This window comes from Alteromonas sp. CI.11.F.A3 (genome assembly GCF_032925565.1).
Lineage (GTDB): Bacteria > Pseudomonadota > Gammaproteobacteria > Enterobacterales > Alteromonadaceae > Alteromonas.
Window position 1 is genome coordinate 3,129,482 of the sequence record NZ_CP136708.1, and the last position, 21,445, is coordinate 3,150,926.

Below are 21,445 nucleotides of genomic sequence, written 5' to 3' on the forward strand. Positions count from 1 at the left end.
GTTGAAACGGTTCATTCCTTATTTACTGCTTTTACTAAGCGGCGCTAGCTTAACGCTGGCGTTTGCCCCCTTTGGTATCTGGCCACTTGTTATCCCCGCGTTTGCATTGGGTATCCGGCAAGTGATGAAACTTACGCATCGCCCTTTTTTAGCGGGCTGGTTGTTCGGACTAGGCTGGTTTGGAGCAGGTATTAGTTGGGTACATGTAAGCATTGCCGATTTTGGTGGCTTACCGCTAATTGCATCCATAGGCCTCATGGTTTTATTATGTAGCTACCTTGCGTTGTTTCCGGCGCTTGCGTTTAAGCTTACTGCTCGCTATTTCCCTCATCGTCTTTGGCCATTGGCTTTACCTTTTTTCTGGGTATTCGCAGAATGGTTACGCAGTTGGTTATTAAGCGGTTTTCCGTGGCTTTCTTTAGGCTATAGCCAAATCGATAGTGCTCTAGTGGGTTGGGCACCCATTATTGGTGAAACCGGCATGACGGCCTTGCTGGTAATCGGAGCAAGCTTGTTTGCCGTGGCGCGTACTAAAGGTCATTTTACCGGCGCGGTTGTGGTTAGCTTAGCTTTATATATTAGCGGGTTTATTGCCAATCAGCATACATGGGTTGCGCCTAAGCAGCAGTATAATGTTGCAATGGCGCAGGGTAATATTGCACAGTCTTTGCGATGGGTACCTGAACAAGACCGCCCTACAATGGACCGTTATTTAAATCTTACGGAACCGCTGTGGAATAACGACCTGATTATATGGCCTGAAGCAGCGGTACCAAAATTAGAGCCCCTCGCGTTAGATTACTTAACACAAGTTAATGCTCGCGCCTTTGCCGAGAACACAGCGCTTATCACAGGCATTGTTAATTTTAATTGGGAAACCGATGAGGCGTGGAACAATTTGATTGTACTGGGTAAAAGAACCCCAGATTCCACAACACCAGACTATCAGTACTTCCACAACAACCGGTTTGCTAAACACCATTTATTACCCATTGGTGAATTTGTGCCTTTTGAAGATTGGTTACGCCCCTTAGCGCCTTTATTCGATTTGCCCATGTCTTCCTTTGCAAGAGGTGATTTTCAGCAAGCTAATCTCGTTGCTAATGGTATCCATTTGGCGCCAGCAATTTGTTTTGAGATTGCCTTCCCAAGGCAGGTAGCTGCGAATATTTACAACACCACCGACATGATAATTACGGTAAGTAACGATGCGTGGTTTGGCCATTCTCATGGCCCAGCTCAGCATTTAGACATTGCCCGTATGCGCGCCGCCGAGTTTGGACGCCCTGTGGTGCGTGCTACCAATAATGGCATCACCGCTTTTATTGACCACAAAGGCAATATAACTGCACGGTTACCTCAATTTGAAGCGGCCAGTTTAACTGCCCCAGTGTTGGCAACCTCTGGTTTTACGCCCTATTACCTGATTCAGGACATAGGCGTATGGGTGCTTGTTTTGGTATTTTTCTTTATTGCGCTGTGGTTAAGAAAACGTTCGAAGGCTTAGTAGCGAAGCCAATCGCCTAGTTTTAATTGATTCGGCAAGTTGAATGGACGAACTAAAATTCAAGCATAAAAAAACGGCGCTTCATGCGCCGTTTTTGTACGTGTAACTAACTAGTTTTCATAGTCATAAACTAATCGATACAGCCTTAATCCAAAAATACAGCCTTGAACTGCTATAAGGTCGTGAACTGAATGTACAGCCCCGAACTAATTCGCGGCCTGAATAGCAGTTAACGCAATAGTAAACACAATATCATCTACTAATGCCCCACGGCTTAAGTCGTTGACTGGCTTGCGCATGCCTTGCAGCATTGGCCCAATACACACCAAATCAAAACTACGTTGTACCGCTTTGTAAGTGGTGTTCCCCGTATTCAAATCCGGGAATACAAATACGTTCGCTTTGCCCGCAACTGGGCTATTTGGTGCCTTACTGCGCCCTACACTTTCAATGGCTGCTGCATCATATTGAAGCGGCCCATCAATCAGTAAATCTGGGCGAAGTTTTTGCGCTATTTCCGTTGCTTCACGTACTTTTTCAACATCACTGCCTGCACCTGATGTACCGGTAGAATAACTGATCATGGCCACTCTTGGTTCAATACCAAACATCTGCGCCGACGTAGCAGACTGAATAGCAATATCCGCCAGCTGCTGGGCGTTAGGATCTGGATTTATCGCGCAATCGCCATAAACCAAGACTTGGTCTGGCAGCAACATGAAAAATACCGATGATACTAACGACGCATTTTCTGCTGTTTTTATTAACTGCAGTGCCGGACGAATAGTATTCGCGGTAGTGTGAACAGCGCCAGACACTAAGCCATCAACATCACCTTGCTGTAACATCATTGTACCTAAGGTCACGTTGTCTTGTAGCAGCTCACGAGCGACTACATCGGTAACCCCTTTATGCCCTCGAAGCTTCACTAACCCAGCCACATAATCTTCTTGAATGGCCGCAGGTGAAACAATTTCAACCCCATCGCCTAACACCACGCCTTGCTGCTGTGCTACGCGTTGTATTTCGCTTTCATCACCAATAAGCACGGGGCGCGCTAGCCCCCGTTTGGCACATATAGCGGCGGCAGCCACGGTACGGGGTTCATTACCTTCAGGCAGTACCACGCGTTTATTAACTTGGCGGGCACGATTGGTAAGGTAATAGCGAAATGCGGAGGGAGAAAGTTTCTTTTGACGTGATACTTTTTCGGTAAGCGAAGATACCCATTTGGCATCTAAACTTTCTGCTGCATGTACCATCACTTTTTCGATACGCTGGCTATCATCTACCGGCACTTCTTGATTGAAGGCATGAAGATTTTGTGCGGTTTGCCACGTATTAGTATTGACTAACATGACAGGCAAACCTGTTTCCAGTGCTTGGCTACATAACTGCTTTATATTTTCATCTGGTTGATAACCACCAGTTAGTAACAGCGCGCCTAACTTGGTGCCATTTAACGCCGCTAAGCAGCATGAAACAAATACATCACCTCTATCACCAGACATCACTTGCAGTGCACCTGGCTTTAGGGTGTGTGTCATATTATGAATTTCACGGGCAGCAAACGTAACGCTGCTTAATCGACGTGAAGCAATATTGCCTTCGCTAATTAATGTGGCGTTCAAGTGCTTTGCAATATCGATAGCACGAGGCGACATGAGCTCGGCGTTCCAATCAATATTTCCCAGCAGGTTTAAGCCTTTGGCAAAAATAGGTAACTCGCGCAACGCTTTACTGCGCGTTTCATCATGCTCTGGTGCTTCTAGCACACTCAAATCGGTACGAAGCTGACCATGTTCGTCGTAAGGCGCGTTCACTTTGTTAAATATGCAACCTACTACCTTTTTACTTTTATGGCCGCCGTAAGCGTCTACCACAATTTCAAGGCGATGGTTAATATCAACAGGATCATCGTTTCCTGGCACGCAAACAAACACAATATCGGCATCTAAAGCGCGACTAATTTCAAGGTTCAATCGCTCTGCGTAGGGGTGATGGCGAGTTGTTACCAAGCCTTCGATAACGGCTACGGCATCGGGTTCTTGATGCGCCTCAAAGCGCTCTATAATCTCTTCAAGTAATTCATCAGTATTGTCGCTACTGATCATTCTCTCTACTACGTTCAAATCAAACGGCGCAATAGGCTTAACGCTACAATGGTGACTAATAATCGCTGTTGAGCGTTCTTCACCAGTATCGCCTCGGCGAGGCTGTGCTACAGGTTTAAAAAAATTCAGTTTAATGGCTTGTTCTTCTAATGCACGAACTAGCCCAATGCTGACAGTAGTTAACCCTACGCTAGTGCCAACGGGGATCAGCATAATACGGCGTGACATAGTTGCTCCTAAAGCAAAGACAATTTACGCGAAAACAATTTACGCAAAAGTTTATCCAAAAAAGCTAGGCAAATTTCGCAGCTTCGGCGGCGATAACCCACTCTTCATTAGTGGGTACGATTAAAATAGGTTTGGTGGATGAAGAAGACGCTATATTTCCTTTTGCACCAAAACGCATAGCTTGGTTACTTTGCTCATCTAGCGTAAAACCAAGGTGAGAAAAATAACCCATGGTAGTGGCGCGAATGTACGATGAATTTTCACCAATACCACCGGTAAACACTACAGCATCTAAGGACGGCACCGCTATCATGTAACTAGATATATACTTGGCTAAGCGATAGCAGAACATTTCAAGAGCTAATAGCGCGCCTTCATGCCCCGCTTCTGCCGCTTCTTCTAAGGTACGGCAATCGTTACTTAGTTCCGAAATACCTGCTAGGCCAGATTCTTTATTAATCAGTGAATTAATTTCAGCGGCAGTCTTTCCTAACTTTTCCTGTAACGTACCCGGCAGGCTGGGATCAATATCGCCGCAGCGCGTTCCCATCATCAAACCTTCAAGCGGCGTAAACCCCATACTGGTATCTACGGCAACACCTTTTTGAATAGCCGTAACGCTACAGCCATTCCCTAAATGAGCACTAATAATGCTAGTTTCTTCAACAGGTTTATTTAGCAACTGTGCAGTACTGCCTAAAATAAATTTGTGGCTAGTTCCATGAAACCCATATTTACGCACACCATGCTGCTCGTACAAGGCTTTGGGTAGCGCATACATATAAGCACGCTTTGGCATTTGCTGGAAAAAAGAAGTATCGAATACCACGATATGAGGTAAATCTGGGTACGCAGCTTGGGCAGTGGTGATGCCTTTCAGGTTAGCTAAGTTGTGCAGCGGCGCCATGCTCGCATATTCTTCTACCGAGGCTAATACGCTATCGTCGACTAACGCTGCTTCTTTAAAGCGTTCACCACCGTGAACGACTCGATGGCCCAAAGCAATTGGATTAACACCTGTACTAGCAATTATGTTTTGAATTGCTGCTAATGCTTCTGCATGAGTGGCATTGGCAGGTAGGGTTTGCTGCTCTTTTTGTCCGTTTAATTTAAACGATATACTTGCATCATCATTTCCTAAGCTTTCTGCAATACCACTTAGACCAGCTTCACCTGTATCGGCATCTATAATAGCGAATTTTACTGACGAACTGCCGCAATTTAATACAATAACTTCTTTTTTCATTAGATTTCTTGAGTTTGATTAAGTAACAAAAAGAACGCTAAGTGTAGCATTTATGTACATAAATGCTTACTTAATACTCTTTAAAGTAAATTCTAATAATACTATCCCACATAGCGCAGATGCAATTAATTATCATTTAGTTGAGTGGTTGTTGTATGTACTGCTTAGACGTCACCCTAGATTATTTTTCACATATTTTTTATTTATTTGATGGTTATCTATTTTCAAAAAAGTAAGGAAAAAGCAAAGCGCAAAAACCTTCATAGATAAGCTTGATTAATAGCGCTTCGGTCGCACTTTATAACGCATGGTGACCAAGGCAAATTAGCGTTCGTCGCGGGGAAAACTAAATAGCTCTCACGCTTTAAAATATAAATTTAAATTTTTTTTAAGAAAAACCTTGAAAAGAATTTGAGCCACCCTATATCTATTATGTCGACGCTGAAAGCTCAGGTTGACAACACCGCCGCCGAATAGTCGGGGCGAATTATTTTTAACATATTGCTAAATTAATAGGATATGACTATGCGTACTATCGATCTATCTCCACTTTACCGTTCATTTATTGGTTCTGACCACTTAGCTTCATTGGTTGATGCCGCTTCTCGTGCTGAAAAACAAAGTACTTACCCCCCTTACAACATTGAATTGCTTGGCGATGATAAATATCGCGTCACAATGGCGATAGCGGGTTTCAGTAAAGATGACGTATCCATTGAAGTTCAAGAAAACACCCTAGTGATAACAGGTACACGTAAGACGGAAGAAAAAGAATCCGCCGAACGTAAGTTTCTTCATAAAGGAATATCCGAGCGTAATTTCGAAAGGAAATTCCAACTGGGCGACCATGTGAAGGTGTTAGCTGCTGATATGGAAAATGGGTTATTGCACATCGATATGGAGCGTGTCATACCCGAAGCTAAAAAACCTCGTCAAATTGAGATTGGTTCTCGATTAATAGAGAGTTAAACAAAGCTTTTAAAAATCATTTCCCTGGTTTTGGACGGCGCTGAGAAGCGCCGTTTTTTCGTTTACACCTAACATATGAGAAACAAGGTTATCGGTAAGATTTATTCGGTAAAATTTATTGTGTAGTTAGCTTTACCGCCTTCGGCAGACTCGAACGTTCCCGAAATATTACAATGAGAGAGTTCGCCTGTTGCACTTCCTTCAATAGAGGAAAAGTTGCTGCTGGCAATGCCATTTTCAAATTTTCCATCGTGTTTAAAAGAGACGGTGCCTCGACGACCGTCTATAACCCCTACAAAACTCTCGAATCCAACGAATAGCGCCAACATTGATGTTTGATAAGACATGAGAAATTCAACGTCGCTTTGCCCCGCCATGCTGCCTTCATAAGCTTGGGTAATGCTAGCATGGGTTTGCTTAACACCTTCTCGTTTTTCACTTAGTATATTTTCATCCCACCCCGTAATGGAAAATTGCCCATTGCAGTTCATTGTTTGCTCCAGAGAAAAAGTGTGGTCACACAATACAAGTGAGTGCGACGCCGTTCAACATAAAATTGTTACACACTGTTACAGCCGATAATCAGATTATTAACTAAATAAACCCTTTTAATCTTGCAAGTCCAAACGCATTGCAGGTAGATGCATCTTTAATCGTACCTTCAGCAATCATTGATTCTAATTCCTTTAAATGCACGGGTATGATTTTTAAATCTTCTTCCTCAACATCTAACTTCTGCTCTCCCTGCGTTAGCCCTTTTGCGACAAATATATGATAGCCCTGATTGCAAAAACCATAGGCGAGGTATTGAAAGCCAACATAATGCATTTCATCGGCAGTAAACCCCGTTTCTTCTTTTAATTCGCCCGCAGCCAACACTTTAGGATCGGCATCGGGGTTGTCTTCCCAAGCACCTTGTGGAAATTCTAGCAGTCGCTGCTCTACTGTGTAGCGGTATTGTTCAACCAAATAAACAATATCACCATCGATGGGAAGGATAATCGCAAAATCTGGTTTTTCAACAACGCCATAAATGCCTTCATTCCCACTCGCGCGTCGAATTCTATCTTCTCGTACTTTCAGCCACTTATTTTCGTAAACCACTTTCGAGGTAAGCGTTTCAATATCCCTATTCGACATAATAGCGCCTTTTGGTAAGCCGGAAAAAGTTAGTGTACAAGTGCTACCCACGATGAGCAACCACTGCAAATCAGCCTTACTAATGCGCTAAAAGTCTTATAAAAAGACTTTGTAAAAGAACTGAAGAGAAAGTAGACAGAGAAAATTGGACACACACATTAATTTGCTTTTATTTATGAGGTTTCTAGAAATGAGGAAAGAGACAAGAACGTGTGGGTACAGGTGAAAATAGACAGTCACTCACATCGCTTTGTGTGATTTAAGTGACTGTCCTACTTTTTTTAATGCTAACACTACATTAAGGGGCAAACGTAAGGTCTACTCTTTTTCAGTAGAGTTAGTGCCATCATTAGTTTTATTACGCAAGAAACCGGCGGCTTCTTCATCCTGTTCCAATGTTATCTTACTTTGCGTGGTTTCATTGTGAGACCGAGTTTGCTGATTTACCTGGTGAATGGTGCCAGCGTTGGCTAAATCGGCCTCATTGGTAATAGACGCTATAGTTTCACGCCCGCGCAGGAATGCTTTAATCTCTGTGACAATTTCGCCTAGCTCAGCGTCATTCTTATTCATTCCCATGATGAAACGTGGCGACTCTAAATTGTTCATGCCACTTGTGGCAAAAATAGAAGTGTTAATTCTGCTGGTAATGATCCAAGGAGTAATGCTGCTTCGCACCACAACGTTTTCGGAACGTGTAGAGTCATGAATGGCCATTCCTGTAGATACGCGAGACTCTGTATAAGTACCTTCCGTTTTCATAAACATCAGCAATGAGGAAAACGTCATTTCCCCCCAAAACATGTGCGACGCTTTATTCATGACATTGGCAGCACCGCGTACCGTTAGCCACGCGAACACTAACCAAATGAGATTGTTTCCCATCGTAATTGCGGTATTGACTTGTGCGTCGGTATTTACGCCTTGGCGAATAACTAAGTCGAGAACTTCAGCGAGCTGCAACCCACCCACATAAAATAAAATTGCGGCAGCAACCACGGCGACTTGCGCTACAGCAGTGAGAGCCATTTTCTTTTTCTCTGGCAAAGTCACACCGTCTGTTAATGTAGGCTGAGTTTCAATTAATAACTCTCCCTCAAAGCTCCCTTTACCTTCTGCCTGCTCTTTTAATCTAGGATCGAAATCAGCATAAATACGATTTGGCACTTCCCGATATCGACGATTCGCAAGCACGATATTTTCAATATTGATAAAAATTTCATTAGGGTGAACCGACTCCTGCATATTGGCGCGAAATTCACTAACTTCCGTTTTAGGTGTAACCTGCCCCATTCGTTTGTATAGTAGCGGCATAATTAACGCCATCACCGCAATGACGCACACCAACAGTAAGGCTAAGTTGGCCCAAGCGCTAAATAGTGGGAATGTATTTGCCCAAGCCTGTACTTTATCGATATCGCGGCCTACTAGCTCATCTAAAAATACACCCGCTCCCAATGGAACCACTATCGCTAGACCAATAATCACCCCTAGCGACAAACTGCTTGCTTTCGCAAGTTGTGAGTTACCTTCATTGTGAATACCTTTTGCAGTAGAGCTCCAATTTGCTATTAGGTACACAAGAAGCAAAATAGAGAGCAAAGGCATTACCAATACTTTTGCGACTTCTCCAGCCAACCCATTACTAACCAAAAAGTAGACAATAGCGAAAGCAAGTATCGCGACAAGAAAGGTTACCGCCATGGCAATAATTTCTTGAGATAGATGGCGTAAAGGGAAAGGTAGAAACGTAAGTTTCGGCAGTATGCTATGCACTAATCTGGCTAGCCAACCACGAGGCTCTTCAAACGTGGTATTGCGTCGCCCCATCAACATAGCATGTAAGCTTTCTTTCGAATACAGCAGGGATTTTTGTTCTGCTTGTGCTGCATCTTGTTCGGACACCGAGTGGTTGTACGCAAGAGAGGTAGGTACGGTTCGTCCTACAAAAAATCGCATGAGCTGCAAAATGCCCACAGCGCAATGTTTAATGCCCGACACAATTAGTACAAAAGCGACGCCTAAAAGGGTATAACCACGCACCTTATTCTCGGCAAACAAATCGGGGACGCCTGATACTGCATAAATAGCTAACGCGAGTACCAAACCACCACCTACGGCGCGAAATACACCTTCTTTTTTGAAAGGGTTGGCTATGCCTAACGTCTGTGAACCAAAATCATAGGCCATTGAAAAAATCCCTGTTAAATAAAAACTTATGCAGAATAAACTTTGCCCAAGGGTTAGGCAATGAAAAGTCTCAGCAAGATCGTAAAGAATTGACCGTTAAGAAACGAAACCAACAGTTAGAAAGAGAGAGGCAAAATGACTGTGCGTCCCATTTTCGCGAAGCTAAATTTTGGCCAAAAAAAAGCTGGTCGAAACCAGCTTTTCTATCAGTCTTTCTTGGTACTTAGATATATTCAACTTCGATAATTTCTACTTCAACACTGCCAGCTGGCGTTTGAATAGTAACCATATCATCAAGCTCTTTACCGATGAGGCCGCGAGCGATAGGTGAATTTACCGAAATACGGTTTTGCTTAATATCGGCTTCGTCGTCGCCAACGATACGGTATGTAGTTTCTTCGTCGGTATCAACATTTAAAATGGTAACGGTAGTGCCGAATATAACCTTACCTTTGTTTTCCATTTTAGTAACATCGATAATTTGTGCGTTCGACAATTTACCTTCAATATCTTGAATACGGCCTTCACAGAAACTTTGCTGCTCACGGGCTGCGTGATATTCAGCATTTTCTTTTAAGTCGCCGTGCTCGCGAGCTTCAGCAATAGACTGAATAATACGCGGGCGAGTTTTTGTTTTAAGTTCGTTTAGTTCGTCGCGCAGAAGCTGTGCGCCGTGCGCGGTCATTGGATACTGACTCATGAATACAGTCTCGACTGGCTAGTTGATTTTAAACAGAAAAAAGTGCGCCTTCCGGCGCACTTTTGATTGGTTCACATAAGTGTCATATACACAGGATACCGCGTATCCCATGTAATGTCATCAGTGTTAGAGTCTTGCGTGAAGCTCTTGTACTGAAGCAACCTTGTCACGATCGTCTGCTGACTTCGCACGAATAGTGGCAAAAGCAGCATTCATTGTGGTGGTGTAGGTAACCTTATTCAACAATGCTTCTCGGCGAATGTAAACCGAGTCGGTAATCGCTTGGCGACCTTCCGTTGTATTGATGATATAGGCGTACTCACCGTTTTTGATAGAGTCCACAATGTTAGGACGACCTTCAGACAGCTTATTCACTACAGAACAGGCTATACCTGCATCATAAAGTGTTGTCGCTGTACCGCGAGTCGCTTCAATGCTAAATCCAGCACCGTTCAATGCTTTGGCTAATTCGATAATTTTATTCTTATCGTTATTACGCACAGAGATTAACGCTTTACCTGATTTAGGTAATGGCGCGCCTGCACCTAAGTTAGCTTTAGCATACGCTTCTTCGAAGGTATCACCCACACCCATCACTTCGCCAGTAGAGCGCATTTCTGGGCCTAGTAGTGGATCAACACCTTGGAATTTAGCAAATGGCAATACCACTTCTTTTACAGAATAAAACGGAGGAATAATTTCTGTCGTAACACCCTGCTCTGCCAAGCTAACACCCGCCATGGCGCGCGCAGCAACTTTAGCAAGTGGAACACCTGTGGCTTTCGACACAAATGGCACTGTGCGTGCTGCACGTGGGTTAACCTCAATTAAGTACACTTCGCCATCTTTTACCGCGAATTGTGTATTCATTAGGCCAACTACACCAAGTTCAAGCGCCATGGCTTTCACTTGTTCACGCATAGTGTCTTGAATCTCTTTGCTTAAAGAATGTGGTGGTAATGAACAGGCTGAATCACCAGAGTGAACACCGGCTTGCTCAATATGTTCCATGATACCGCCAATCACCACTTCTTTACCGTCGCAAATTGCATCGATATCAACTTCAATCGCGTCATCTAAGAAACGGTCTAGCAATACAGGCGAATCGTTAGAAACCTTCACCGCTTCCGTAAGGTAGCGTTTTAAGTCTTTAAGGTCGTAAACAATTTCCATTGCGCGACCACCTAGTACGTACGAAGGACGTACTACCAGTGGGAAGCCAATACCGTCAGCCATTGCAAGGGCTTGCTCAATATTGGTCACGGTAGCATTCGCAGGCTGTTTAAGGCCTAGCTTGTTTACCATTTGCTGGAAACGTTCACGATCTTCTGCTCTATCGATAGCTTCAGGCGACGTACCAATAATAGGTACACCAGCCGCTTCAAGAGCACGTGCTAATTTAAGCGGCGTTTGGCCACCGTATTGCACTATCACGCCTTTTGGCTTCTCTTTAGCCACAATCTCAAGCACGTCTTCAAGCGTAACTGGTTCGAAGTACAAGCGATCAGATGTGTCATAGTCGGTAGAAACCGTTTCAGGGTTACAGTTAACCATAATGGTTTCGTAACCGTCTTCACGCATTGAAAGCGCCGCGTGAACACAACAGTAATCAAACTCAATACCTTGGCCGATTCGGTTTGGACCGCCGCCTAACACCATAATCTTATCGTTGTCAGTGGGGTCAGCTTCACACTCTTCATCGTAGGTTGAATACATGTAAGCTGTGCTGGTAGAAAACTCTGCCGCACAAGTATCAACACGCTTATACACTGGCGTTACACCAAAGCCGCGACGGGTTTCACGAATGTCACCTTCCGCCACTTTCGTTAACTCTGCTAAGCGAGAGTCAGAGAAACCTTTGCGCTTAAGTTTGCGCATAAGATCTTCATCAATACCGTGCAAGCCGCACTCAGCAACTTGAGCTTCAAGCTGAATAAGCTCTTCAAGCTGAACTAAGTACCAACGGTCTACGTTGGTGAGGGTAAATACTTCATCAACGGTCATGCCCATGCGGAACGCATCGCCGATATACCAAATACGCTCAGCACCAGGCTCACGTAGTTCGTAAATAACTTTATTGCGTGCTTCAGGGTCTTCTAAATCGACCATTGAGTTTAAGCCATTCGCGCCAACTTCAAGGCCACGAAGTGCTTTTTGTAATGACTCTTGTTGGTTACGACCAATCGCCATCACTTCGCCCACTGATTTCATTTGCGTGGTTAAGCGATCGTTCGCACCAGCAAATTTTTCAAAGTTAAAGCGAGGAATTTTTGTCACTACGTAATCGATTGAAGGCTCAAACGATGCTGGTGTTAAACCACCAGTAATATCGTTAGCAAGCTCATCAAGGGTGTAACCAATGGCTAACTTGGCAGCCACTTTAGCAATTGGGAAGCCTGTGGCTTTTGATGCTAATGCAGATGAACGCGATACACGCGGGTTCATCTCGATGATCACCATACGGCCTGTATTTGGATCTACACCGAACTGAACGTTCGAGCCACCGGTTTCAACACCGATTTCACGCAATACTGCCATAGCGGCATTACGCATTAGCTGGAATTCTTTGTCAGTAAGGGTTTGCGCTGGCGCTACTGTAATTGAATCACCAGTATGTACACCCATGGCGTCGAAGTTTTCAATAGTACACACAATGATGCAGTTATCTGCACGGTCGCGGACGACTTCCATCTCGTATTCTTTCCAACCAATTAACGACTCATCAATAAGTAGTTCTTTGGTAGGTGAAAGGTCGAGACCACGGCCACAAATTTCGTTAAATTCGTCAATATTGTATGCAATACCGCCGCCGCTTCCACCCATGGTGAATGAAGGACGAATGATACAAGGAAAGCCAATGCGCGTTAACACATCGTGGGCTTGATCCATGCTTTGTGCAATTTCAGCACGTGGGCATTCAAGACCAATGTTTTTCATTGCCTTGTCGAAGCGCTCACGGTTTTCCGCTTTATCGATAGCATCAGCCGTTGCACCGATAAGCTCAACATTGAACTCTTTCAATACACCGTGATGATCCAAATCGAGCGCGCAGTTTAGCGCGGTTTGTCCGCCCATTGTTGGCAGAATAGCGTCCGGACGCTCTTTTTCGATAATTTTGCGTACCACTTCCCAATGAATTGGCTCGATGTATGTCGCATCGGCCATTTCAGGGTCGGTCATGATAGTGGCGGGGTTCGAGTTAACCAGAATTACGCGATAACCTTCTTCGCGTAGCGCTTTACATGCTTGAGCGCCTGAATAGTCAAACTCGCAGGCCTGGCCAATGACAATAGGGCCAGCACCTATGATGAGAATACTTTTTATGTCGGTACGTTTTGGCATAGCGGGCTCGTTCCTACTGCTTGTGTTGTTCGATTAATTCAATGAAGTGGTCGAATAGCGGCGCAGCTTCGTGCGGTCCTGGGCTTGCTTCTGGGTGCCCTTGGAAACTAAACGCTGGCTTATCGGTACGATGAATACCTTGTAACGACTTATCGAACAACGAAACATGCGTTACTTCTAAATTAGAAGGAAGGCTTGATTCATCTACAGCGAAGCCATGGTTTTGACTGGTGATCATAACCACATTGCGTTTTAAGTCTTTCACTGGGTGGTTAGCACCATGGTGACCAAACTTCATTTTCACCGTAGTAGCACCACTGGCTAGGGCAAGTAGTTGATGACCTAAACAGATACCAAACACTGGCAACCCTGTCTCAACGATAGTTTTAATCGCTGATATGGCATAATCACATGGCTCAGGATCACCAGGGCCGTTAGATAAGAACACTCCATCAGGCTGCATAGCTAACACGTCTTCAGCAGGGGTTTGCGCTGGTACCAAGGTAACGCGACAACCACGGTCTGCAAGCAAACGTAAAATGTTGCTCTTAACCCCGTAATCATAAGCGACTACATGATATTTGCTATCGGCTGGAGTGATATACCCTTCGCCTAATTTCCAACTGCCTTCAGTCCATGTTTTTGGCTCAGTAATACTTACTACTTTTGCCAAATCCATGCCTTTCAAGCCAGGATAATCTTTTGCTTGTGCTAACGCGCTCGCTTCATCTAACTCATCAGTACAAACGATGCAGCCGTTTTGCGCGCCTTTATCACGTAAAATACGTGTTAAACGACGGGTGTCGATATCGGCTATACCTACAACGCCTTTGGCTTTGAGGTATTCAGATAACGTTTGTTGTTGACGGAAATTACTAGCAACAAGGGGTAAGTCGCGAATGATAAGACCTTTAGACCAGATTTTATCTGCTTCAACGTCTTCTTCGTTAATACCGGTATTGCCAATATGTGGATAAGTAAGGGTAATGATTTGTTCAGCGTAGGATGGGTCAGTGATGATTTCTTGATAGCCTGTCATTGAAGTATTAAAAACAACTTCACCAACGGCAGTGCCTTGCGCACCTATCGCCGTTCCTTTAAAGACAGAACCATCCTCTAACACCAAAAGGGCAGAATTAGCCAAGTCAACCTCCAGATTAAGGATAACTATGTGTTTGAACAGAATTTCTGTTCAAACCCCACAAAAAATGAGAGTACTGATTTAACAGCGCTCATTTTACGATCTTTGCAGCTAATAAAACCGTGTTCTACAGCCAGTTTTATAGCTTTAGAATACGAAATTCGGGCAAATTCCGGCGAGTATACATGACTGACTAAAAATGTCTAATTTAAATATTAAAAATTATTAAAATAACTACTTAAACTCATTTACCTTGTATAACCGCCAAAACCACCACTTATTAACTTGCAATATTTTCACATAAGCTGCTGTTAAAATTAAAAAACACCGCTATAGCGGTTGGCTTTTATTTTAAATCTAAAACATCCACCATTGAATATAACCCCGCCGGCTTACCGTGAAGCCACTGGGCTGCATGCACCGCGCCTTTTGCAAACGTTAAACGACTTGATGCTTTATGCGTTATTTCTAAACGCTCACCAATATCGGCGAACAATGCGGTGTGCTCACCTACAATATCGCCTGCGCGAACGGTAGCAAAACCAATAGTACCTTGGTCACGCTCAGGCTCTTTGCCTTCTCGGCCGTAAATAGCACAGGTTTTAAGGTCACGACCTAGCTCATCGGCAATGGCTTCGCCAATGGCCATGGCGGTGCCCGAAGGCGCATCTTGTTTGAATCTATGGTGGGCTTCAGTAATTTCTATGTCGGCTGTATTACCTAGAGCCTTCGCGGCTTGTCGAACTAATGACAACATGAGGTTAACGCCCACGCTGTAGTTAGCTGCAAATACGATGGGAATGGTTTTAGCCGCTTCATCTAGCGTAGCCAACTGACTTTCGCTTAGCCCAGTAGTACCAATGACAACTGGCATATTATTGGCCACACACCATGCAATGTTACTTTCGAACACCACTGGCAATGTAAAATCAATCATTACATCGGCGTGTTGCTGCGTTAGCGAAGACATGCCTAAGCAATCAATTGGCTTTTTACCAATGCCTGCCAGTTCACCCACGTTCATGCCAACCCAGGGAGAGTCATCACGCACTGTTGCAACACTCAGTTCTGCATTCGCGTTTTGATCTAGTGCTTCAATAAGCACACGACCCATGCGCCCATTAGCGCCAAATAAACCTACTTTCATTTACGTTATTCTTTTCCTTTAACAGTAAATGCATTTTGCCAAATGCAGTTACTATTGCAACGAGATAAGCGTAATTATTATCGATAATTGAAAAATTGCGGCATTAATACAAAAAAGGCAGCCAACCTATCGTTTTTAACGGTAAAAATAGCTAGCATGGTAAAGTGTGGGTTTACCCCAAGACCTGAATAACGTTTGAAATATCGTTTATTGAATGACTTCAAAACACATAGGCAGAATAATATGCGTCAACAGCTTATATGGGATCTCCCCACCCGGCTTTTCCACTGGCTACTGGTTGCCAGTATTGCAGCACAATATGTTACCGCTGAGTGGATGGACGATGCGACCCAGGGGCATTTCTATATTGGCTACTTTACCTTGGGGCTTTTGGTATTTAGGTTGGTGTGGGGATTCATAGGCCCAACTTATGCCCGCTTTAGTCAATTTGTGAAAGGGCCAAGTGCGGTAATAGGTTATCTGCGTACGCTGCTTGATAAAAACAGTGTCGCCGTGGCAGGCCACAATCCTCTTGGAGGCTGGTTTGTCGTAGTAATGCTTTTACTCTTATTGGTGCAAGCGGTAAGTGGTCTATTCATGACCGACGATATTTTTCTAGATGGCCCCTACCGCCATCTTGTCAGCGGTAGCACATTAGACCTAATGAATACCTTGCACCACCTTGCCTTCGAAATTTTACTGTGGGTAATAGGCTTGCATGTTGCCGCTATTGGGTTTTATGCCGTGTATAAAAAGCAGAAACTTGTGCCCCCTATGTTTCATGGCAAAAAAGACACCAACGACAAGCCCATTCCTTCGTCTCGTCTTTGGCTTGCACTGGCTATTGCCCTGGTAACAGCAGCTGCGCTTTATTATGCAATAGAAGTTGCGCCACCCACACCTGAAGTAGAAGAGTACTTTTAACTGCCTGTGTCGCTGTCTATGTAACTGACTATGCAGCTTGATATGTAAGGCTTAGCGTTCAACTAAGCCTTTGTGTTTCATTAAATCGGCAATCTCTGTCACACTGGCTGGGTCGTCAATGGTCGACGGTATATTAATTGGCTCATCGGCGGCAATTTGTCTTAACAGCTTACGCAATATTTTTCCTGATCGTGTTTTTGGCAAGCGGTTCACAATAACGGCACGCTTAAAACTAGCCACCGGCCCTATGGTGTTTCGCACTTTAGCAATGAGCTCTTGCTCAAAAGCTGCCTCTTCTACTTTAACGCCATCTTTAAGTAACACTAAGCCTACTGGAATCTGCCCTTTAAGCGCATCAGCTATTCCAATTACGCTGCATTCAGCCACCGCATTGTGTGACGCTAGAACTTCTTCCATTTCTCCAGTAGATAACCGATGCCCCGCCACATTAATGACGTCGTCGGTTCTACCCATAATGAACACAAACCCTTCTTCATCTATGTACCCATTGTCACCTGTGCTGTAATAGCCTTCGAACTCCTGCAAATACCCTTGGGTGAAACGCTTATGGTCACGCCAAATAGTCGTTAAACACCCAGGAGGTAACGGTAAAGAAATAGCAATGGCTCCCTTTTCACCCGTTGCAACCGGCTCACCATTAGCGGCCAACACTCTCACATTAAAACCTGGTGTGGGTACACTTGATGAACCGGGTTTAGTACTAAGCGGTTCAATGCCAATAGGGTTTGAACAAATGGGCCACCCAGTTTCAGTTTGCCACCAATGGTCAACTACTGGCTTACCGGTTTTTTCTACTGTCCAATGATATGTGGGCGGGTCTAATCGTTCACCGGCCATAAAGATAGTACGCAGGCTACTTAGGTCGTACCGGGCGATACAATTAGCTTCAGGATCTTCTTTTCTAATCGCCCTGAATGCGGTTGGCGCTGCAAACAATACATTAATTTTATGCTGCTCTACCATACGCCAGAATGCGCCAGCATCTGGTGTGCCTACAGGTTTGCCTTCAAACATCACTGTCGTCGCGCCCTTTATTAGTGGCCCATAAACAATGTACGAGTGCCCTACTACCCAGCCCACATCTGAGGCTGCCCAAAAAACATCGTCTTGGTCTATTCCGTAAATGGCTTGCATCGAATAATTAAGTGCTACTGCATGACCTCCATTGTCACGAACAACCCCTTTAGGTTTGCCCGTTGTGCCTGAGGTATACAAAATATAAAGGGGGTCGGTAGCATCTACCGGTGTGCATTCTACTGGCTCACTGGCTTCACATAACGCTTGCCAATCGTGGTCAAAATCATCTACGAGGTTCGCACTAAGTTGTTTGCGTTGATAAACAACACAGCCTACGGGTTTATGGTGAGCAAGGGCGATAGCGTCATCAACCATTGGCTTGTAAGGCAGTAGCTTTTTGCCTTCTATGCCACACGACGCTGTAATAATAAGGGCAGGTTCTGCATCATCAATTCTGACCGCCAACTCACTAGCGGCGAAGCCGCCGAATACTACCGAGTGAATAGCCCCTATTCTTGCTACCGCTAACATTGCCACCGCCGCTTGCGGGATCATCGGCATGTAGATAATAACCGTATCGCCTTTCGTCACACCTAGGCTGGTGAGCGCGCCCGCCAACGTGGCTACTTCATTAAGTAGGGTGTTATAAGTCCAGGTTTCTTGCGTGTTCGTTACTGGAGAATCGTAAATTAGGGCCGCGTTTTCGCCGCGCCCCGCTTTTACATGGTGGTCTAACGCCAAATAACTGGTATTAAGCTTCCCCCCTTTGAACCACTGAGGGTAGCCATTTGTGTTTTCGCTTAGGGCTGTTTTAGGGGGAGTAAACCAGTCGAGATGCAGTGCTTTGTCTTGCCAAAATGCTTCTGGGTTATCAATTGACGCCCGATATTCTTGATGATAATTCATGACCGTTTCCGCAATAGAGTATTACTTTACCCTACTGCATAAACATGAATTTTTCGTATAAGACTTCAGGCTTACGTTAATTAACTCACTGTAAAAATTAAAGTTATTTCTTTAATATTAGTATTTGCCGCATCAAGAATTTGGTGTTTGTGACTAAATAGCTGGGCTTAATCTGGTTTGCTTTAATCAGATGCACACTATTTTACTGGTAGTTTTGCTCGCCAATCTCTGACATTAAGTGGCTTGTCTAAAAAGTACCCTTGAAAAACATGGCAACCACGCTTTATTGCGTCGTTAAATTGCGTGGTATTTTCTATTCCTTCTGCCACTGTTCTTAACTCGAAGATTTTTGCGATATCGAAAATACTGTTTAGCAGCGGGCTTTGCGCCCCATTCTCGTCTTCTTCATCGATAAAGTCCCTATCAAGTTTCACTTCTTTTATACAAAGGTCGCGAAGGTAACTTAGATTTAAATTCCCACTACCAAAATGATCTATGGAGAATGATACCCCTTTATCGGCTAGCTCTTTCATTGAACTACGCACCAAAGCAAAAGCTCCAATAAGTGCGGCTTCTCTAAGTTCAATGGTAAGGCTCCCTTTAGGAATATTCCAATGGGCGATCACGGCTAGCATTTTTTCGCTAAAGTCGGCTCTAGCCATATGTTTGGCACTTATATTAATTGAAAGTCGTGTTCTCAAACCGCTTTTATTACACTCGTATAATAGCTTTCCACATTCATTTATTACCCATTGGCCAATTTCAACAATGGCATCACTCTCTTCGGCAATAGGAATAAACTCAGCGGGGGTAATTAAGCCTAATTGGGGGTGCTGCCAACGAACCAATGCTTCAGCACACACCATACTGCCATCACTTTCATATTGGGGTTGTAACTCTATGAAGAGCTCATGATTACTGACTGCAGCACCAAGAGACTGGCGTATGAAATTGTATCTGTCATAACCCACACTAGAAGCACTATGAAAAACCACTGGGGCATTCACTTGGTCTGCGCTAAGTTGGTTATACCCTTCCCCAAGCATATGCCTGACTTTCGTTACGCTTGCCTCCATACCTTTGAGTTGGCAAATGGTTACCACGGCATAAATTTTATGAGGGCTGTTGTGCAAAGTAATGTCGCTACACACTTCATCGGTAAATTGCTGGCGAACTGCATCTATAGCGTTTCGTGCGGCTATGTCTTCTTCGGTGATGATGCCTTCGTATAACAGATAGAAGCTGTTTTCGGCGCCTCTGAAAACAGCGAAAGGTTTAGAAAATGTGCGAGTAAGCCTAGAGGCAAGAATACGCATCACATAGTCGGCGGTAGGCTGGCCAAACGCCTGCTTATACTGACCTATATTATCGATAGCTATTTGCGCGCTATAAATATCTGCGTAGGTTACCGCCGCTTTTCGAATAGCACATTTCAAGCCTTTTTCGAACAATTTAGCGTTTGGCAATTGAGTGATATTGTCATAGTAAGCGGCTTGATAAACTTGGTCAGCTAATTGTTTTCGAACACTCATATTTCGAAATACCACCACTATTCGCTTTTGCATATCAAAATGAAAAGAAGATAATGAAATATCAACGGGTATCAGGCCACCATTTTTATGGCTAACAAAGTGATTTTCTAGGGACGCTTTAGCGGTTTTCCTACCCCCTTCCATAAACTTTATCAGATATTCTTTGGTATTTTGTGATTCAACTTTGGGCACCAAAATACAGATATCTTGCCCTATGAGTTCATCAGCATCGTAACCTAACACGTGCTCAACCGTATTGTTGGCTGTGATCACAGTGCCATCTTTATCAATGGTCACAAGCGCATCAGAGATACTGTCTAAAATTGTAGAAAGGTATTCCGTGTAGTTGTGTTGTGTATCGGATAGACGTTTATGTTCCGTTATATCCTGCACAGAACCATAAATCCTATACACCTTATCTTGATGGGAGCTGGTTACCTCTGACTGAGGTGTGCCCGTCATTTTCAGCCAGCGCCGATAACCTTCTGCATTGATGTACTCTACTTCTAACGCAAAAGTAGACAGTGACTTTATAGCTGCTTTCATTGCTTTGGCAATTTTTTCGCGGCTCACTTGGGGGAAATTGGCTAACGCTCGCTCTACCGGAATATCTCTTCCCGGCGTAACACCAAATAATAAGTAGGTTTCTCGCGTCCACGAGACAAGGCCTGCATGTAAATCTAATTCCCAGCCACCAACATGAGAGATTCGCCCAATTTCATTAAGCAACTGAATTTTTTCGGCGAGTTTGTCGGTAAAAGGATGTTGAATAAGTCTATATTGAAGACTGAGTTCTATTTGCTGGCGAGCTATACTGGCATAGTGCTTTTGTTGATTGGTTAGTTGGTGACAACGCAGCACAATCAAAACTGCACCAATAATATTACCTTGAAAATCTTTTATTCCACCTACAATCACATTTTGGCTGCTACAAATAGTTAGCGCTTCTGGCCATTCAAAATCGCTGCCTGGTAATGTGGCACTCATTTCTGTCATCGATAACAGAAGCTGAGCATGCTTGGGCATGACCAGTGTTTGTTTTTCAGAATCGGCATTACTGTCATCGCAGCACAGTATATCCACGCAAGTGGCAGTAGGAGATAACGAAACAAGCAAGACAGCGGTAGCTTCTGTATTTACCCTGGCTTCACTCAACCGCGAGGTAACCTCTGGCAAGCTACTATCTTGTAAAGAGCCCAACAATCCGTCGTGAAGCTGCATTTAGGTGAACTCCAATCCATCTCAAGATGGTTATAGTGCGATCATTTGTCGTTAATTATTTGCTTATCAACTTCACTGCTCAATCAAAAAACATGATCAT

General features: G+C 44.1%; 14 protein-coding genes. 3 read left to right on the plus strand and 11 right to left on the minus strand.

Annotated features, from left to right (window positions below):
* Position 1: 1 nt before the first annotated feature.
* Positions 2-1,507: an apolipoprotein N-acyltransferase gene (gene lnt / locus R1T43_RS13515; protein WP_317349746.1), complete on the plus strand. Its 1,506-nt coding sequence runs from the start codon at positions 2-4 to the stop codon at positions 1,505-1,507.
* Positions 1,508-1,713: 206 nt separating this feature from the next.
* Here lnt and pta read toward each other — a convergent pair whose 3' ends face one another.
* Positions 1,714-3,849: a phosphate acetyltransferase gene (pta, locus tag R1T43_RS13520; RefSeq protein WP_317349747.1), complete on the minus strand. Its 2,136-nt coding sequence runs from the start codon at positions 3,847-3,849 to the stop codon at positions 1,714-1,716.
* 64 nt (positions 3,850-3,913) lie between these two features.
* Positions 3,914-5,095 (minus strand): acetate kinase, encoded by a 1,182-nt coding sequence (locus tag R1T43_RS13525; protein WP_317349749.1) that lies wholly within the window; start codon positions 5,093-5,095, stop codon positions 3,914-3,916.
* Positions 5,096-5,620: 525 nt separating this feature from the next.
* Between R1T43_RS13525 and R1T43_RS13530 the strand changes: the two genes are divergently transcribed.
* A complete protein-coding gene (locus tag R1T43_RS13530; RefSeq protein WP_317349751.1) occupies positions 5,621-6,064 on the plus strand; it encodes an Hsp20 family protein in 444 nt (147 codons plus the stop codon).
* A 101-nt stretch (positions 6,065-6,165) separates the two neighbouring features.
* Here R1T43_RS13530 and R1T43_RS13535 read toward each other — a convergent pair whose 3' ends face one another.
* The 7 genes from R1T43_RS13535 to dapB all read right to left on the minus strand — a co-directional run bounded on the left by R1T43_RS13535 (position 6,166) and on the right by dapB (position 15,724).
* Complete coding sequence (locus R1T43_RS13535) at positions 6,166-6,555, minus strand: DUF3224 domain-containing protein (protein WP_317349753.1); 390 nt, start codon at positions 6,553-6,555, stop codon at positions 6,166-6,168.
* 103 nt (positions 6,556-6,658) lie between these two features.
* Positions 6,659-7,204: an NUDIX hydrolase gene (locus R1T43_RS13540; RefSeq protein WP_317349755.1), complete on the minus strand. Its 546-nt coding sequence runs from the start codon at positions 7,202-7,204 to the stop codon at positions 6,659-6,661.
* A gap of 318 nt (positions 7,205-7,522) precedes the next feature.
* A complete protein-coding gene (locus R1T43_RS13545; RefSeq protein ID WP_317349758.1) occupies positions 7,523-9,394 on the minus strand; it encodes a hypothetical protein in 1,872 nt (623 codons plus the stop codon).
* Positions 9,395-9,617: 223 nt separating this feature from the next.
* Positions 9,618-10,094: a transcription elongation factor GreA gene (gene greA / locus R1T43_RS13550; RefSeq protein WP_317349760.1), complete on the minus strand. Its 477-nt coding sequence runs from the start codon at positions 10,092-10,094 to the stop codon at positions 9,618-9,620.
* A 126-nt stretch (positions 10,095-10,220) separates the two neighbouring features.
* Entirely contained in the window at positions 10,221-13,436 is a 3,216-nt protein-coding gene (carB, locus tag R1T43_RS13555; RefSeq protein ID WP_057792733.1) for a carbamoyl-phosphate synthase large subunit, read from the minus strand.
* A 13-nt stretch (positions 13,437-13,449) separates the two neighbouring features.
* On the minus strand, positions 13,450-14,580 hold the full coding sequence (carA, locus tag R1T43_RS13560) for a glutamine-hydrolyzing carbamoyl-phosphate synthase small subunit (protein WP_211069451.1): 1,131 nt from the start codon (positions 14,578-14,580) through the stop codon (positions 13,450-13,452).
* A gap of 343 nt (positions 14,581-14,923) precedes the next feature.
* The gene (gene dapB, locus R1T43_RS13565; protein WP_317349764.1) at positions 14,924-15,724 is read right to left on the minus strand and encodes a 4-hydroxy-tetrahydrodipicolinate reductase; all 801 of its coding nucleotides are present in this window, start codon (positions 15,722-15,724) and stop codon (positions 14,924-14,926) included.
* Positions 15,725-15,967: 243 nt separating this feature from the next.
* On the opposite strand from dapB, the gene R1T43_RS13570 reads away from it, so the two are divergent.
* Positions 15,968-16,648, plus strand: coding sequence for a cytochrome b/b6 domain-containing protein (locus R1T43_RS13570; RefSeq protein ID WP_317349767.1), 681 nt, complete (start codon positions 15,968-15,970; stop codon positions 16,646-16,648).
* Between the two features lie 51 nt (positions 16,649-16,699).
* Here R1T43_RS13570 and R1T43_RS13575 read toward each other — a convergent pair whose 3' ends face one another.
* Together R1T43_RS13575 and R1T43_RS13580 are read right to left on the minus strand one after the other, a co-directional pair.
* Positions 16,700-18,592 (minus strand): propionyl-CoA synthetase, encoded by a 1,893-nt coding sequence (locus R1T43_RS13575; protein ID WP_317349769.1) that lies wholly within the window; start codon positions 18,590-18,592, stop codon positions 16,700-16,702.
* Between the two features lie 197 nt (positions 18,593-18,789).
* Positions 18,790-21,345 carry a bifunctional diguanylate cyclase/phosphodiesterase gene (locus tag R1T43_RS13580; RefSeq protein WP_317349771.1) on the minus strand — a complete coding sequence of 852 codons (2,556 nt, stop codon included), beginning with the start codon at positions 21,343-21,345 and terminating at the stop codon, positions 18,790-18,792.
* Between the last annotated feature and the right edge of the window lie 100 nt (positions 21,346-21,445).

Bases quoted from the DNA above. Each gene is read 5' to 3' on its own strand.
- greA (WP_317349760.1), bottom strand. From the start codon at position 10,094: ATGAGTCAGTATCCAATGACCGCGCACGGCGCACAGCTTCTGCGCGAC.
- R1T43_RS13575 (WP_317349769.1), bottom strand. From the start codon at position 18,592: ATGAATTATCATCAAGAATATCGGGCGTCAATTGATAACCCAGAAGCA.
- R1T43_RS13540 (WP_317349755.1), bottom strand. From the start codon at position 7,204: ATGTCGAATAGGGATATTGAAACGCTTACCTCGAAAGTGGTTTACGAA.
- R1T43_RS13535 (WP_317349753.1), bottom strand. From the start codon at position 6,555: ATGAACTGCAATGGGCAATTTTCCATTACGGGGTGGGATGAAAATATA.
- R1T43_RS13570 (WP_317349767.1), top strand. From the start codon at position 15,968: ATGCGTCAACAGCTTATATGGGATCTCCCCACCCGGCTTTTCCACTGG.
- R1T43_RS13530 (WP_317349751.1), top strand. From the start codon at position 5,621: ATGCGTACTATCGATCTATCTCCACTTTACCGTTCATTTATTGGTTCT.
- dapB (WP_317349764.1), bottom strand. From the start codon at position 15,724: ATGAAAGTAGGTTTATTTGGCGCTAATGGGCGCATGGGTCGTGTGCTT.
- R1T43_RS13545 (WP_317349758.1), bottom strand. From the start codon at position 9,394: ATGGCCTATGATTTTGGTTCACAGACGTTAGGCATAGCCAACCCTTTC.
- carB (WP_057792733.1), bottom strand. From the start codon at position 13,436: ATGCCAAAACGTACCGACATAAAAAGTATTCTCATCATAGGTGCTGGC.
- R1T43_RS13580 (WP_317349771.1), bottom strand. From the start codon at position 21,345: ATGCAGCTTCACGACGGATTGTTGGGCTCTTTACAAGATAGTAGCTTG.
- pta (WP_317349747.1), bottom strand. From the start codon at position 3,849: ATGTCACGCCGTATTATGCTGATCCCCGTTGGCACTAGCGTAGGGTTA.
- R1T43_RS13525 (WP_317349749.1), bottom strand. From the start codon at position 5,095: ATGAAAAAAGAAGTTATTGTATTAAATTGCGGCAGTTCGTCAGTAAAA.